General features: G+C 64.9%; 14 protein-coding genes. 11 read left to right on the forward strand and 3 right to left on the reverse strand.

The genetic code is table 11. The features are described 5' to 3' along the window. Positions 1-145 precede the first annotated feature (145 nt). The 3 genes from Q7C30_RS19145 to Q7C30_RS19155 all read right to left on the reverse strand — a co-directional run bounded on the left by Q7C30_RS19145 (position 146) and on the right by Q7C30_RS19155 (position 3,230). Complete coding sequence (locus tag Q7C30_RS19145; protein WP_317872409.1) at positions 146-658, reverse strand: hypothetical protein; 513 nt, start codon at positions 656-658, stop codon at positions 146-148. Positions 659-751: 93 nt separating this feature from the next. Beyond that, the gene (locus Q7C30_RS19150; RefSeq protein WP_317872410.1) at positions 752-2,383 is read right to left on the reverse strand and encodes a methyl-accepting chemotaxis protein; all 1,632 of its coding nucleotides are present in this window, start codon (positions 2,381-2,383) and stop codon (positions 752-754) included. 133 nt (positions 2,384-2,516) lie between these two features. Then, entirely contained in the window at positions 2,517-3,230 is a 714-nt protein-coding gene (locus Q7C30_RS19155; RefSeq protein ID WP_317872411.1) for an SOS response-associated peptidase family protein, read from the reverse strand. A 92-nt stretch (positions 3,231-3,322) separates the two neighbouring features. On the opposite strand from Q7C30_RS19155, the gene Q7C30_RS19160 reads away from it, so the two are divergent. The 11 genes from Q7C30_RS19160 to Q7C30_RS19210 all read left to right on the forward strand — a co-directional run bounded on the left by Q7C30_RS19160 (position 3,323) and on the right by Q7C30_RS19210 (position 15,849). Continuing rightward, positions 3,323-3,751, forward strand: a complete 429-nt coding sequence (locus Q7C30_RS19160) for a S24 family peptidase (protein WP_317872412.1) — start codon at positions 3,323-3,325, stop codon at positions 3,749-3,751. Beyond that, positions 3,741-5,018 carry a Y-family DNA polymerase gene (locus Q7C30_RS19165; RefSeq protein WP_317872413.1) on the forward strand — a complete coding sequence of 426 codons (1,278 nt, stop codon included), beginning with the start codon at positions 3,741-3,743 and terminating at the stop codon, positions 5,016-5,018. The genes Q7C30_RS19160 and Q7C30_RS19165 overlap by 11 nt, the downstream gene beginning before the upstream one ends. 140 nt (positions 5,019-5,158) lie before the next feature. Beyond that, a complete protein-coding gene (locus Q7C30_RS19170) occupies positions 5,159-7,288 on the forward strand; it encodes a TonB-dependent siderophore receptor (RefSeq protein WP_317872414.1) in 2,130 nt (709 codons plus the stop codon). Positions 7,289-7,406: 118 nt separating this feature from the next. Further along, entirely contained in the window at positions 7,407-8,066 is a 660-nt protein-coding gene (locus Q7C30_RS19175; RefSeq protein ID WP_317872415.1) for a DUF2491 family protein, read from the forward strand. 12 nt (positions 8,067-8,078) lie between these two features. Continuing rightward, positions 8,079-8,504 carry a DUF350 domain-containing protein gene (locus tag Q7C30_RS19180; RefSeq protein ID WP_029612047.1) on the forward strand — a complete coding sequence of 142 codons (426 nt, stop codon included), beginning with the start codon at positions 8,079-8,081 and terminating at the stop codon, positions 8,502-8,504. A 17-nt stretch (positions 8,505-8,521) separates the two neighbouring features. Continuing rightward, complete coding sequence (locus tag Q7C30_RS19185; RefSeq protein ID WP_317872416.1) at positions 8,522-9,256, forward strand: DUF1190 domain-containing protein; 735 nt, start codon at positions 8,522-8,524, stop codon at positions 9,254-9,256. A 2-nt stretch (positions 9,257-9,258) separates the two neighbouring features. Further along, positions 9,259-10,416: a glutathionylspermidine synthase family protein gene (locus tag Q7C30_RS19190; protein WP_317872417.1), complete on the forward strand. Its 1,158-nt coding sequence runs from the start codon at positions 9,259-9,261 to the stop codon at positions 10,414-10,416. A 318-nt stretch (positions 10,417-10,734) separates the two neighbouring features. Next, positions 10,735-11,217, forward strand: coding sequence for a formate dehydrogenase subunit gamma (locus Q7C30_RS19195; protein ID WP_039578702.1), 483 nt, complete (start codon positions 10,735-10,737; stop codon positions 11,215-11,217). Further along, positions 11,214-12,764, forward strand: a complete 1,551-nt coding sequence (locus Q7C30_RS19200) for an NADH-ubiquinone oxidoreductase-F iron-sulfur binding region domain-containing protein (protein ID WP_317872418.1) — start codon at positions 11,214-11,216, stop codon at positions 12,762-12,764. The genes Q7C30_RS19195 and Q7C30_RS19200 overlap by 4 nt, the downstream gene beginning before the upstream one ends. Continuing rightward, the gene (gene fdhF, locus Q7C30_RS19205) at positions 12,761-15,649 is read left to right on the forward strand and encodes a formate dehydrogenase subunit alpha (RefSeq protein ID WP_317872419.1); all 2,889 of its coding nucleotides are present in this window, start codon (positions 12,761-12,763) and stop codon (positions 15,647-15,649) included. The genes Q7C30_RS19200 and fdhF overlap by 4 nt, the downstream gene beginning before the upstream one ends. After that, entirely contained in the window at positions 15,646-15,849 is a 204-nt protein-coding gene (locus tag Q7C30_RS19210; RefSeq protein ID WP_029612051.1) for a formate dehydrogenase subunit delta, read from the forward strand. The genes fdhF and Q7C30_RS19210 overlap by 4 nt, the downstream gene beginning before the upstream one ends. Positions 15,850-15,853 lie beyond the last annotated feature (4 nt).

Genomic DNA, 15,853 nt, shown 5'->3' on the forward strand with positions numbered 1-15,853 from the left:
CTGAATCCGTGCCGGTAAGGAACCGGCTGCGCCATTGAACGAAACCACGGCTCGCCTGGCAACGGCACTGGCCAGGGCGCACAACAGATTGTTCAGCAATCACAAGCGCCAGTGCCGCCTGTCACTGAAGCCTGTGGGCGGCGCACTAGTGGGTGGCGTTCAGCGTGCGCTCGATGAGTTTGATCACTGTGTCGCGCTGCTTGGCGGCGAGAAAGTAGGCGGGCAGGTTGGCGATGTCGCCGTAGACACCGCGCCGAGGTCGATCGGTGGCGCGCACGTACTCGACGATTCGCCGTGCATGGTCTCGGTCCCAGGCCCAGAGCAGCCTGCCGCGAACCGACCATTGCCACCAGGCGTCCTGGGGCCAGTTCAGCAAGTGAACGAAAGGCGCCTGGCACGTCTGGCATTCGATCACGCCACGGGTGAGGGGCACGTAACCCTGCCCGTGGCTCGAACCGTGCAGCAGGTGCTGGCTGGAACTGCCGGCAGGCGCCTGCCATGGCAGCAACTGCGGGTAGCGCTCCACCACGTACCAGCCGCCCCAGCGACGTGCCGGTCGATCGGTCGGCAGAACGGTGGTGAATTCGAAGGGTTCGATGAACAGGGCCTGCCCCTGGCAATGGGGGCAGGTCGCCTCCAGGCGATCGCGATGACTCATGGGTAACCTTGATGAACTCGACAGCGCCGGGCCGAGGCTAGCAGCGGTCCGAACGAGCTGCAACGCTGTGCTCGGACCGCAGCGCCGTCGAACTCACAGCACGAACACATTCACCTGCCGCTCCAGTCCTTGGGCCAGACGCTGCAGCGCGCCCGCCGTTTCGCTGGTCTGCTCCACCGCCTGGCTATTGTGTTGCGACATCTGGGCGATGCGCTCGACGTTACGCGCCACATCCTGGCTGGCGGCGGTCTGTTCGCGCAGGGCCAGGGAGATCTGGTCGACCACACGGACCACGTCGGCAGAGGACTGGCGTATGGTGACGATCGCTTCGCCGGCCTGTTGCGCCAGGGCCACGCCGCCTTTGACCTGCTCCACACCCACATCCATGCTGCTCACCGCATCGCGGGTGCCGAGCTGGATCTTCTTCACCATGTCGGTGATTTCCTGGGTGGAGTTGGCGGTGCGCTGCGCCAGCAAGCGCACTTCATCGGCGACCACCGCGAAGCCGCGGCCCTGCTCACCGGCCCGTGCCGCTTCGATAGCCGCATTCAGTGCCAGTAGATTGGTCTGCTCGGCGATGCTCTTGATCACCCCGACGATGCTGGAGATCTGTTCGGCGTGCTGGTCCAGTTCGCCGATCTGGCCGGCCGAGGCCTGCACCGTGTCGGCGATCAGGCGCATGCTCTGCAGGGTCTCCTGAATCACGCTGCCGCCTTCGGTGGATTGCCGTCCCGACTCGCTGGACAGCGCGTGGGCATCGCCAGCGTTGTCGGCGACATGATTGATGCTGACGGTGAGCTGCTCCACCGTGGCTGCCATGGACGACGCCGAATGCGACTGCTCCTGGGCCGAAGCCGACAACTGCAGCGAGGCGCTGGAGATGCTCTGCGAGGCGCTGACCAACTGCTCCGCGCCCTGACGGATCTCACCGATCATGCTGCGCAAGCGGGCCTGCATCGCGGACAGTGCCTGCAGCAGGGTGCCGATCTCGTCACGTCCGCTGCCGTCGATGGCGTTGTCCAGACGTCCTTCGGCGATGCGCTGGGCAACGTCAAGCGCCTGACCCAGGCGGCGACTGAGGTTGCCCGACAGCGACCAGGCGATGAGCATCGCCAGCACCACGGCGGCCAGGCCGCCGCCAACCAGGATCGCGACCGCATCGCGCTTGGCGTCGTTCATCGACGCGGTGCGCTGGTCTTGCAGGGCTTTCTCGCTGGCGCGCAGTTCGCCGATCACTTCGCGCATGGCGTCCATCTTCGCCCGACCACGGCCCGCGGCGATCTGCTCGGCCAGTGCGGAGAAGGGTTGAGCCCCTTGGTTGACCTGCTCGCGCAGGGACAGGCTGGATTGGATATCGTCCTGTAGCCATTGCCCATACAGCGCCTGCAGACGCTCCAGGCGCGCCTGCTGCTCGGGATTGTCGGCGGTCGCCGCCTTGATTTGATCGTGATAATCGGTGAAGCCTTTTTCGCCTGCATGCATGGGCGTCAGGAAGCTGTCCTGGCCGGTCAGGGCATAGCCGCGCATGCCGGTCTCGATGTCGATCAGGCTGCGCAGTACCGCGCCCGATTGGTTCAGTACCTCATAGCTGTGGATGTTGCGCTTGACGCTGCTGCTGACCTGATCGAAGCCACGCAGCGCGGCCAGTACCAGAACCAGAATGATCAGCAAGATCAGCGCGAAGCTGGCGTAGAGCTTTTTGCGAAGACTGAGGTTGGCAAACATCGAAGGAGGGCTCCCGAAAGCACGGACGGATCGCCTCGCCCCGCGCAATGCGGGTAGTGGCTGTTTGATACTCAAACGGCATCAGTGCTCCGACGAGACTTGTACAAGGAAAGTTCGCTGTACAAGTAAATATTCATTGTTGATGTGTTTTGCCACACGTTTGGAGAGGTTCGATGAGGTGAGCCCCTTCATTGCGTACGTTGCCCACTGCATGACCGACGGCATGCCAGCGAAACGCGGTATCGGGCTTGCCGCCGCTATGCACGATCTCCAGCGCCCGTTGCAGCGACGTGGCTGGATCGATCCATTCGCGTGCCAGCGCTGCCGTCAGCACCACAGGTTTACGCCCATGAATATCCGCAAGCCGCCCATCGGCCGGCGCAGTGACAATGACGAAGCCTTCACGCACATCGGCCAGGTCATGGCCTGGGGCTTCGGCCAGTGCGGCGAAGAACAGCGGCTCACCCTCGGCGGCCTTTACGTACCAGGGCTGCTTGTTCCGGGCATCGTGTACGGCCACCGACCATTCATACCAGCCGCTGGCCGGCGCCAAGGCCCGTCCGCCTGGCCACAGCCTGCTGAAAAATCGGCCATTGCCGAGGGTTTCGGCGCGGGCGTTGATCGGCACGGGGCCTCTGTCGCGAGCCCAACGTGGCACCCAGCCCCAGGGCAGGTCGTCCACCTGCACGCCGTCGGCCACCGGACGGATGATCGGCGCACGGCTGCGCGGGGCGACGTTGTAGCGATTGATTCGCGCGTCGTCGTAGCCATTGATCACCACCAGGTCCAATGACAACTGCTTGAGGTAGTGATCCATGGATTCATAGATCGAATAACGTCCGCACATGGGTGACCTCTACGTTTGTCGGCCTGCGATTGACCGACCTGCTGCTGGCTAGTTAACTGTATATGCATACAGTCTGCCCTGAGTTCGACACCATGACCATCACCTTCCTGGGTACGCCGACCGGCGGACCCGACCTGCATCCACGCTACGCCTTTCGGGTGCCCGCTGGCTTCCCATCGCCGGCAGACGACCACTTGGAGCGGCACATCTCGCTGGATCAGTTGTTCGACCTGCGCGCACCGCATGTCTATCTGGTGCAAGTGGAGGGCGACAGCATGCGCGGCGCGGGGATTTTTTCCGGCGATATCGTCATCGTCGACCGTGGCCGAGAGGCCGAGCATGGCGACATCGTCATTGCCGCGTTCAATACCGAGCCGGTGTGCAAGCGCCTGTTCCGTCGTGAAGGCGTGGTGATACTACAATCGGAAAATCCGGCTTACCCGCCTCGGCACGTGCTGGAAAGCGACGAGTTGGTGGTCTGGGGTGTGGTGCGTTACAGCGTGCGTGATCATGCGCAGTGATCAGGTGTTCGCGTTGATCGACTGCAACTGCTTCTATGCCAGTTGCGAACGTGTGTTCCGGCCTGACCTTGCGCGGGTGCCGATCGTGGTGCTGAGCAACAACGATGGTTGCGTGATCGCCCGGTCTTACGATGCCAAGCCCTTCGTGAGGATGGGCGAGCCGTATTTCCAGACACGGGAAAAGCTGCGCCGCCACGGGGTCGTGGCGTTTTCCTCGAACTACGCGCTGTATGGCGACATGAGTGAGCGGGTCATGTCGTTGATCGAGTCACAGGTGCCGGCGGTGGAGGTCTACTCGATCGACGAATGCTTTGCCGACCTGAGCGGTGTCCCGGGTGATCTGACCACCTTCGGCCGGGCCGTGCGTTCGAAGGTGATGAAGGGCACGGCGATCCCGGTGGGCGTCGGTATCGCCCGGACCAAGACCCTGGCCAAGCTGGCCAATCATACGGCCAAGCGTCTGCTGGGGCAGACGGGCGGGGTGGTCGACATCACCGAGGACTTCAAGCGCGACTGGGTGCTGCGCAACACCGATGTCAGAGAGGTCTGGGGTATTGGCAAACGCATGGCCTTGCACCTGCAAGGCATGGGCATCCACACCGCGATGGACTTGGCCCGGGCCGACGCGCCGACCTTGCGCGACACGTTCAGCGTGATGATCGAGAAGACCGCTCGGGAGTTGCGCGGTATTTCGTGCCTGGCGCTGGAGGACGCCGAATCGCCCAAGCAGGAAATCTGCTGCAGTCGTATGTTCGGTACCCGCCAGACCGAACTCGAACCCATTCGCCAGGCGGTGGCTACCTACACCGGACGGGCAGCGGAAAAGCTGCGACGCCAGGGATCGTTGTGCCGGCAACTGCGGGTCAGCATTCGTACCGGCATGTTCAATACGGGCGAACGGCACCATGCTCAAGGGGCACTGGTGCAGTTGCCCTATGCCACTAACGACACCTTGCTGCTCACTCGCTCGGCGACCGAGGCGTTGCAACGGATCTACCGCGAGGGCTACCGCTACAGCAAGGCCGAAGTCCTGCTGCTGGACTTGTGTCGGCCGGGTGAGGTCACCGACGATCTGTTCACGCTGGCGCAGCCTGAGGCAGATGGCCGTCTGATGGGCGTGGTGGATGCGATCAATGGACGATTCGGCCGAGGTACCCTGAGGACGGCCAGCGTGCCCCTGGCGCCCGAATGGGCGATGCGTAGAGACTTGATGAGCCCGTCGTATACGACACGTCTGGATCAGCTGTGGAAGGTCTATGCGCGCTGAGGCGAGCATCGAAGGTGGCTTGAGAAACGATTATGGCGAAGCGTGTACGTAAATATTTGCAACTAAGAAGTATTTGCATATAGCATCTCGCCGCTTTTGCACTCACCTGTCATTTATCGTCTCGTCTGGAACCCCCATCGATGCGTCGCATGATCGTCTCGCTGTGCCTGCTCAACGCCGCTGCGCCCCTGGCGCTGGCTGCCGAACTCCCGTCTGCCACCGGTAACGTCGAACTCGACGCCGTCAACATCAACGCCGACGCTGGCGACTACGAGCGCGCCGACGGTCCGGTACAGGGCTATCGGGCCAGCCGCTCGGCCTCGGCCACGCGGACCGACACCTCGCTGCACGAAACGCCGCAGTCGATCAGCGTGGTGCCCAAGGATGTGCTGGACGATATTGGCGCCACGCGCCTGCAGGATGCGCTGGACTACGCGGGCGGCGTAGGCCGGGCCAACAACTTCGGTGGCCAGGGCCTGACGACGTTCACCGTGCGCGGCTTCACCACCGGCGAGTTCTATCGCAACGGCTTCCCGATCAACCGCGGCTACCCCAACGCCCCCGACGCCAACACCATCGAGCGCCTGGAGGTGATTCGCGGGCCGAACACCGCGCTGTACGGCCGCGGTGACCCAGGCGGCACCTTCAATGTGGTCAGCAAGCAGCCGCTGGCCGAGCGCAAGATCACCCTCGGCAGCCAGTTCGATGACCAGGGCATGCACCGTGCCACGCTGGATGCCAGCGGCCCGCTGAACCAGGACGGGTCGCTGGCCTACCGCCTGAACCTGCTGGGCGAGGGCGGCGACAGTTTCCGCGACGATGTGCGTGGCGAACGCTATGACGTGGCGCCGGTGCTCAGCTGGCAGGTCAACGACAGCACCAAGATCACCTTCGAAGGTGATTTCATGCGCAACAATCGTCCGCTGGACCGTGGCCTGCCGCGCTACCCGACCCAGACCGGCAGCCTGTCGCGCGACACCTACCTGTGGGAGAAGGGCAGCGACAACCTGCTGCACAACGACAACAACATGGCCCAGGTGCGCTTCGAGCATCAGCTCAACGATAGCTGGACCCTGGGCGGCGGTTTCCAGTTCCTCGACGGCTCGCTCGAGGGCAACGCCGTGGAGGCCAACGGCGCCCCAGCCGACGGTCGCACGCTGCAGCGCAACTTCAACTACCGCAAGCTGGAGTGGACCGATCGCGACTGGCAGCTCAACCTCACCGGTCACTTCGACACGGGTAGCTTCAGTCACACCTTGCTGACTGGCATCGAGTACGAGAACTACGACTACAACTCGATCATTCAGCGCTCGTCGGCGGCCCGCGGCACCTATCCGATCGATCTCTACAATCCCGTCCTCGGCCAGCCGCGTCCCGCGCTGACCCGCGTCACCACCTGGGATAAAGAAAACCTGCAGACCTGGGCCGCCTTCATCCAGGATCAAGTGACCCTGACCGAACGCCTCAAGGCCCTGGCCGCTGTGCGTTTCGAGCGCTTCGAGCACGACTACGACAACAAGCTGAACAACGCCGGCGACTTCACCAAGGCCGAAAACAGCGTCACCCCACGCTTCGGCCTGATGTACGACCTGACCGACACCGTAGCGGTGTACGCCAACACTGCGCGCTCGTTCAAGCCCAACACCGGCACACCGGCCGGTGGCGGTGGCTTCGATCCAGAGAAGGGCAAGTCCTATGAAGTGGGCGTCAAATGGGAGGCCCTGGAGCGCCAACTGAGCGTGGACGCGGCGCTGTATCACATCGTCAAGGAAAACGTGCTGACCCTGGACCCGGCCAACCCCGCCAACAACCTGGCCGCCGGCGAAATCCGCAGCCGTGGCCTGGACCTGAACGTGACCGGCAACATCACCCCGGCATGGAAAGTTATCGGTGGCTACGCCTATGTCGATGCCGAGGTCACCAAGGACAACCGCCTGGCCACCGGCACGCGTCTGGCCAACATTCCGCGCAACAGCTTCAGCCTGATCAACACCTATGAGTTCCAGGACGGCTTCGCCAAGGGGCTGGGGTTGGGCTTCGGGGTGAAATACGTGGACGATCGCAAGGGCCAGACCGAGAACGTCACGTACACCATGGACCGCTACAGCGTGGTCGACCTGCTCAGCTACTACAAGGTCAACGAGCACGTGCGCCTGAACCTGGACGTGAAGAACCTGTTCAACAAAGGCTATGACGAAGCCGCGTGGAACAACTACGTCTATCCTGGTGCACCGCGTACGGTGCAGGCGGGCGTCGCCTACACCTTCTGAGGCGTTGTGGCATTGGCGTGTCGAGGGAAAAGCAGTATCGTGGCGCGCCCCAGAGATCACCGCAGCGCCAGGGAGTCTCGATGCTGCTTTGTCCCTCCACTGTTCGCCGAACCCTGCCATGGGTTGGCTGAAACGTCTGCTCGGTTTCCAGGCGCCACGCCGGGAGACCGGGAACGTTGCGCTCGCGCAGCTGCCGTTCGGCCTGGCCAGCGGCGCCACGCTGACCCTCGATCCTGCCCTGGGCCCACGGCTGTCCGGTCACGCCCATCTGTTGCTGCCCCCAGGGCCACAGCCGGTGTGGGCAGTGGGCGAAGTGCCGCTCGACGCGTCGATGCGTCTGGCGCGCTTCTACCTGGACGACGAGGACTACTGGCTGCAAGTGGTGATGAACGGCCCGCGTGCGTCGCAGGCCGGCGACATCGTGCTGTTCGGTTACCACAGCGTGCAGCCGATCGCCGACGATGAGGCGTTCAAGCGCCTGGCGGGTGCCTCATCGATCGTCGGCCTTGCACACGTGGTGCATGATGGCGAGATCTTCGCTCGCCAATGGGGCACCGATCCCGGCCAGGCCCGACTGGTGCCCTTGACCGAACGGGTCAGCAACCCGGAGACCCGCTACCTGGTGCGTCACCTGTCGATGCTCTACGCGCGCGATACGGGCCTGCCCGAGCGCCGGGAATTTCTGCTGTTTTCAGTGGAGGAGGATGCGGCGGGCAGCGTCTGCCTCAGCACTTCACTGGGCATTACCCTGTACCCCACGGACTTTAACGTCACCTGACAAGGAACTCGCATGCTCGAAGCCCTGCGCCACTCGATCAACGCCCAGGCGTTCATTGCCTTCACCCTGTACATCGGCCTGGCCCTGGTGCTGTTCTGGCTGTTCCAGTTCATCTACACGCGCCTGACCCCGCACCGCGAGTTCGCCCTGATCCGCGACAACAACAGCGCCGCCGCCGTCGCCCTGGGCGGCGCGCTGATCGGCTTTTCGCTACCGGCCAGCAACATCATCACCTACAGCATCGGCCTGCTCGATGTGGTGATCTGGGTGGTGATCGGCGCCGTGGTGCAACTGCTGGCCTTCTCCATCGCCAGTTGGGTGCTCAAGGGCCTGGCCGCGCGCATCGCCAAAGGCGAAATGGCTGCCGCGATCTACGCCGCCGCCGTGGCCATCAGCGTCGGCCTGCTCAACTCGGCGTGCATGACCCCGTCGGTCTGAGCCAGGAGGAACCGGACATGAAACGCAGTTCTCTCAAGCTGGTGCTGGCCGGCTCGCTGCCGCTGACCCTGACCGCCTGCGGATGGGGCGAGGACACCTACGAGGTCAGCCAGCGTGTCGACTACGCGGACGTCGAGGCGTGCGTCGCCGACAACGTACCGCGTCGCGACTGCGAACAGGCCTCTCAACAGGCCCGGCTCGAACAGCAGAAAAATGGCCCGAGGTATGCCAGCAAAGCCGAGTGCGAGGCCGTGTACAGCCCCGGCGGCTGCGAAACATACGACCTGACCCATTACCAGCCGCAGTTGGACGGCTTCGCCTTGCAGACCACCGGCGAAGTCAGCCAGGCGCAGCTCGATGCCGCCAACAACGACCCGAGCTTGCACGCCCAGACCAGCGGCCTGGGGCGCACGGCCACGGGGGTGATCGCCGGCATGCTGCTGAGCAAGGTCGTCGCGCCGGACAGCCGCCGTTACAGCGCACAGCCCCTGTATCGCTATGGCACCGGGCCTGACGATTTTCGTCGCGACGTGGTGCGGCAACGCAAGGACGAGGCGCAGGCAGCCAGCAGCGGATATTCGGGCGGCGGTGGCTACAGCGGTGGCGGTGGCTCTACCGCCAGAAACGATGACTACACGTCCTCCAGCCGTCGCCAGGTGGCGTCTTCGGTGATCACCCGCAGCGGCTTCGGCAGCGCGGCGCTGGCCCGCGGTGGTTGGGGCGGCAAGTCGTTCAGCTTCTTCGGCGGCTGAGCATGCGCCGCATCGCCCTGGCCGAACGTCCAGACTGGCGCGCCACCGCCGAGCGCGAGGGGTTCGCCTTTCATACCTTCGACGGTGAGCGCTACTGGGACGAGCGCGCCTACTATCGGTTCAGCGAAGCGCAGGTGGTGCGCGACCTGCAGGCGCCTACTCAAGCATTGCACGCGTTGTGCCTGGACGCCGTGGCGCGGATCGTCGACAGCGAAGCGCTGCTGACGCGCCTGGCGATCCCGCCGGCGTACTTCGATCTGGTGCGCCAGTCATGGCGTTCGCGTGATCCGCACCTGTACGGCCGCTTCGATTTCAGTTACGACGGCCGTGCGCCGGCCAAGTTGATCGAAGCCAACTACGACACACCCACCTCGCTGTACGAGGCGGCCGCGTTTCAGTTGATCTGGCTGGAGGAGCAGATCCAGCGCGGGGTGCTGGCGCCGCACGCCACCCAGTTCAACCGCATCGCCGAAGACTTGGTGCAGGCGTTCTCGACCTTCGACCGCCAGGGCATCTTCCATTTCTCGACCATCGCCGAATCCGTGGAAGACCGGGGCACCACCGATTTTCTGCGGCGCATGGCCGAACATGCGGGCATCGCCACGCGGCACATCGATCTGCAGGACATCGGCCTGGACGCGCGTGGGCGTTTCGTCGATCTGCGTGGCGAGCCGATCGCGCGCCTGTTCAAGCTGCATGCCTGGGAGCACATCTTCCATGAGCCTTTCGGTCCGGCGATCCAGGCCAGTGGCACGCAGTTCGTGGAGCCGGCGTGGAAGTCGCTGCTGTCCAACAAGGGCCTGCTGCCGCTGTTGTGGGAGTGGCATCCGGGGCACCCGAACCTGCTACCAGCCTATCTGGACCCAGACCCTCTGCAACCAGTACCCAAGGGCTGGGTGCGCAAGCCGTACTTCTCCCGCGAAGGGGCGAACGTCGATATCCGCACCGATGACGATCAGCGGGTGTTCGAGGACGGTCCTTACGATGATGCGCCCTACATTCTCCAGCGCTTTGCGCCGCTGCCCAGGTTCGGCGACAGCTACACGCTGATCGGCTCATGGGTCATCGGTGACCGGGCGTCCGGCATCGGCATCCGCGAGGACGATACCTTGATCACCAAGGACAGTTCGCGTTTCGTGCCCCACGTGGTGCTGGACTGAGCGCTACCTCGACAACTTGACCATCTGATACCCGCACGTCGGCTACCCGCATGTCGGCTACCCGCATGTCGGAACCCGAATGTCGGATACCCGCATGTCGCTTTCAAGACGTGCTCCGTCGTTTGCGCGCAACCTGTTCGCCTTATCGGTGCCATGCTTATCAGGATGTCCGCAGACCAGGTGCGCACAGACGCACCGGCACGGACGAGGAGGGCGGCCGTGATCCTGTGACCGTGACAGGCCCGGCACGCCACAGCAGAACACCGCCGGACGTCCGTCTGCATGGAGCGACGACGCCGGGTTGCCGAGGTCCGCTGCATGCCTGATGAGACGCTTGACCTGCCCTTGATTCACCGCGTACTGGACAGCCACAAGGAGGTGCCGGGCGCGTTGCTGCCGATCCTCCATGCCATCCAGCACGGTTTGGGCTACGTGCCCGACGCCGCCGTTCCCGAGATCGCCCACGCCTTGAACCTCAGTCTGGCCGAGGTGCGCGGGGTGATCAGCTTCTACCACGATTTCCGCACCTCGCCGCCGGCGCGCCACACCTTGCGCCTGTGCCGCGCCGAGTCGTGCCAGAGCCGGGGCGCCGAGGCCCTGGCCGCACAGTTGCGCGAGCAGCTCGGTCTGGACGACCACGGCACCAGTGCCGATGGCGCGCTTAGCCTGCGCCCGGTGTACTGCCTGGGTGCCTGCGCCTGTTCACCGGCGCTGGAGCTGGACGGTCAGGTGCACGCCCGACTCACCCCTGAGCGCCTGCGCGCGCTGGTCCAGGGCTGCATGACGGAGGCAGGCGCATGATCACCTTGCACCTTCCCTGTGATTCGCTGGCCCGCGCCGTGGGCGCCGACCAGGTGGCCGAGGCCCTGGAGAGCGAAGCGGCACGCCGGCAACTGCCGCTGCAGATCCGCCGCACCAGTTCGCGTGGCTTGTACTGGCTGGAGCCGCTGCTGGAGGTGGACAGCCCGCAAGGCCGCCTGGGCTTCGGACCGATAGGTGCCGAGGACGTGCCAGGCCTGCTGGACGCGTTGACCGGCGACGCCACCCATGCGCTGGCGCTCGGCCCGGTCGAGCAGATCCCTTACCTGAAGACCCAGCAACGCCTGCTGTTCGCCCGCGCCGGCATCACCCGGCCGTTGTCGCTGGACGACTACACGGCCCATGGCGGTTTCGAGGGCCTGCGCCAAGCGGCGTTGCTGGACGGTGACGCGGTGGTCGCCGCCGTGCTCGACTCGGGGCTGCGGGGGAGGGGCGGGGCGGCGTTTCCGGCCGGCATCAAGTGGCGCACCGTGCGCCAGGCGCCGGCGGCGCAGAAATACATCGTCTGCAACGCCGACGAGGGCGACTCGGGCACCTTCGCCGACCGCATGCTGATGGAAGGCGACCCCTTCCTGCTGATCGAAGGCATGATCATCGCGGGCCTGGCCGTCGGTGCCAGCAAGGGCTATATCTACGTGCGCTCGGAGTACCCGGATGCCATCGCTGCGCTCAACGAGGCCGTGATCCTGGCCCGCGAGGCGGGGTACCTGGACGTCAACGGCAGCGGCGTGGCCTTCGAGCTGGAGGTACGGGTCGGTGCTGGTGCCTATATCTGCGGTGAAGAGACCGCGCTGCTGGAGTCGATCGAGGGCAAGCGTGGCATCGTTCGCGCCAAGCCGCCGTTGCCGGCACTGGAGGGCTTGTTCGGCCAGCCAACGTTGGTGCATAACGTGCTCACCCTGGCTTCGGTGCCGATCATCCTGGCCAAGGGCGCGGCGTTCTACCGCGACTTTGGCATGGGCCGTTCGCTGGGTACCTTGCCCTTCCAACTGGCGGGCAACGTCCGTCATGGCGGTTTGGTGGAGCGCGCCTTCGGCCTGACCCTGCGCGAGCTGGTCGAGGGCTACGGCGGCGGCACCGCCAGCGGCCGACCGTTGAAAGCCGCGCAGATCGGTGGGCCGCTGGGCGCCTGGGTGCCGCCGTCGCAGTTCGATACGCCGCTGGACTACGAGGCCTTCGCTGCCATGGGAGCGATGATCGGCCACGGCGGCGTGGTGGTAGCCGACGACACCCTGAACATGGCCAGCATGGCGCGCTTCGCCCTGCAGTTCTGCGCCGAGGAATCCTGCGGCAAGTGCACCCCGTGCCGGATTGGTTCGACCCGCGGCATGGAAGTGGTCGACCGGTTGATCGCCAGCAGCGATTCGGCGGCCCGTGAAGACCAGGCGCACCTGCTGCGTGACCTGTGCGACACCCTGCAATACGGCTCGCTGTGCGCCATGGGCGGCATGACCGCCTATCCCGTCGCCAGCGCCCTCAAGCATTTTCCTGCCGATTTCGGTCTGGCCAGCCCGGAGGCCGCGCAATGATCAACTACTTCGACCCCGCCAACAGCGACATGGACCTGGGCACGCCTGCCCGTGACAGCGAGGTGCAGGTCAGCCTGAACATCGACGGCCGTGCCATCAGCGTGCCGGCCGGTACGTCGGTGATGCGCGCGGCGGCGCTGTTGGGCACCAGCATTCCCAAACTGTGCGCCACCGATACCCTGGAAGCCTTCGGCTCGTGCCGCATGTGCATGGTCGAGATCGACGGCATGCGCGGCTATCCGGCTTCGTGCACCACGCCGGTCAGCGACGGCATGGTGGTGCGCACCCAGACCCCGCGCCTGGCCGACCTGCGGCGCAATGTCATGGAGCTGTACATCTCCGATCACCCGCTGGACTGCCTGACCTGTTCGGCCAACGGCAACTGCGAGCTGCAGACCGTCGCCGGCCAGGTGGGCCTGCGCGAGGTGCGTTATGGCTATGAGGGCGCCAATCACCTGACCGAGGCGAAGGACGTTTCCAACCCTTACTTCGACTACGAGCCGAGCAAGTGCATCGTCTGCAGCCGCTGCGTGCGCGCCTGTGAAGACATTCAAGGCACCTTCGCGCTGACCATCAGCGGCCGTGGCTTCGAATCGCGGGTGGCGGCGGCCGGTGGCGACAACTTCCTGTCTTCGGAGTGCGTGTCGTGCGGTGCCTGCGTCCAGGCCTGCCCGACCGCGACGCTGACCGAAAAGAGCCTGGTGCAGATCGGTCAGCCGGAGCGCGCGGTGATCACCACCTGCGCGTATTGCGGCGTCGGCTGCTCATTCCGGGCGGAAATGAAGGGCGATCAGTTGGTGCGCATGGTGCCGGACAAGAATGGCGGCGCCAACCACGGCCACGCCTGCGTCAAGGGTCGTTTCGCCTGGGGCTACGCCACCCATCCGGACCGTATCACCCAGCCAATGATTCGCAAGCGCCTGGAAGATCCCTGGCAGGAAGTCAGCTGGGAGGAAGCGCTGAGCTACGCGGCCAGCGAGTTCCGGCGCATCCAGCTCAAGTATGGGCGCGATTCGATTGGCGGCATCACCTCCAGCCGTTGCACCAACGAGGAAGCGTACCTGGTGCAGAAACTGGTGCGTGCTGCCTTCGGCAATAACAACGTCGACACCTGCGCTCGGGTCTGCCATTCGCCGACCGGCTATGGCCTGAAGCAGACCCTGGGCGAGTCGGCCGGTACCCAGAGCTTCGATTCGGTGATGCAAGCGGACGTGATCCTGGTGATCGGTGCCAACCCTACCGATGCCCACCCGGTGTTCGGCTCCCAGCTCAAGCGTCGGCTGCGCCAGGGCGCCAAGTTGATCGTCATCGATCCACGCCGCATCGACCTGGTCGATTCGCCCCATGCCCGCGCCGAGTTGCACCTGCAACTGCGTCCAGGCACCAACGTGGCCATGCTCAACGCCTTGGCCCACACCTTGGTCAGCGAAGGCCTGCTCGATCAGGCGTTCATCGAGGCGCGCTGCGAAGGCGCGGACTTCGCTCGCTGGCGCGAATTCGTCGGCTTGCCGGAGAACGCGCCCGAAGTGCTGGGCCCGGTCTGCGGTGTGCCCGCCGAGCAGATCCGCGCGGCGGCCCGGTTGTACGCCGAAGCCGGTAACGCGGCGATCTACTACGGCCTTGGGGTCACCGAGCACAGCCAGGGCAGCACCGCCGTGATGGGCATCGCCAATCTGGCGATGGCCACCGGCAACATCGGCCGCGAAGGCGTCGGGGTCAACCCGCTGCGCGGCCAGAACAACGTGCAAGGCTCCTGCGACATGGGCTCGTTCCCCCACGAGCTGCCGGGCTATCGGCACATCTCCAACGAGACCGTGCGCGCCGAGTTCGAGCAGGCCTGGGGCGTGACCCTGCAGCCCGATCCGGGCCTGCGCATCCCCAACATGTTCGAAGCCGCGCTCGATGGCAGCTTCAAGGCGCTGTACTGCCAGGGCGAGGACATCGCCCAGAGCGACCCGAACACCCAGCACGTCACTGCCGCCCTGATGGCCATGGAGTGCGTGGTGGTGCAGGACATCTTCCTCAACGAAACCGCCAAGTTCGCCCATGTATTCCTGCCGGGCAGTTCGTTCCTGGAAAAGGACGGCACCTTCACCAACGCCGAGCGCCGCATCTCACGGGTGCGCAAAGTGATGGAGCCGATGGCCGGCAAGGCCGACTGGGAAGCCACCGTGGCCCTGGCCAACGCCTTGGGTTATCGCATGGACTACCGTCATCCTTCCGAGATCATGGATGAAATCGCCCGTCTGACGCCCAGCTTCCATGGCGTCAGCTACGCCGAGATCGAGCGCCGCGGCAGCCTGCAGTGGCCCTGCAACGACGCGGCGCCCGAGGGCACGGCGACCATGCACATCGATCAGTTCGTGCGTGGCAAGGGCCGCTTCATGCTCACCGGCTACGTACCGACCGACGAAAAGGTCAACGCGCGCTATCCGCTGTTGCTGACCACCGGCCGTATTCTCAGCCAGTACAACGTCGGGGCGCAGACTCGGCGTACCCACAACGTCGCCTGGCATGACGAGGACCGCCTGGAAATCCACGCCAGCGATGCGGAAAGCCGTGGCATCAGTGACGGCGACTGGGTGGGCGTGGGCAGCCGTGCCGGCCAGAGTGTCCTGCGCGCTCGGGTGAGTGCGCGGGTCGCACCGGGGGTGGTCTACACCACCTTCCACTTCCCCGAGTCCGGCGCCAACGTGATCACCACCGACAACTCCGACTGGGCGACCAACTGTCCGGAGTACAAGGTCACTGCGGTCGAGGTGGTGCGCGTGTTCCAGCCGTCGGAGTGGCAGAAGCGCTACCAGCATTTCAGTGACGAACAACAGCGCCTGCTCAAGGAGCGGCGTCAGGCCGAGGGGCAGGAGAAAGCCGAGGTGCGTCGATGAGCAATGACAGCCTGGTCAAGATGGCCAACCAGATCGCCCACTACTTCGACAGTGAGCCGGATCGCACCTTGGCCGTGCAGGGGGTGAGGCAGCACCTGCAGAGCTTCTGGACCCCGGCGATGCGTCGCCAGTTGAGTGAGTGGATCGAGGCCCATGCGGGGGAGGGGCTGGATTCGAAAGTGCGCGAAGCGTTGAGCTAGTCGG

Source organism: Pseudomonas sp. RAC1 (assembly GCF_030658255.1).
In the GTDB taxonomy this organism is placed as follows: domain Bacteria; phylum Pseudomonadota; class Gammaproteobacteria; order Pseudomonadales; family Pseudomonadaceae; genus Aquipseudomonas; species Aquipseudomonas boreofloridensis.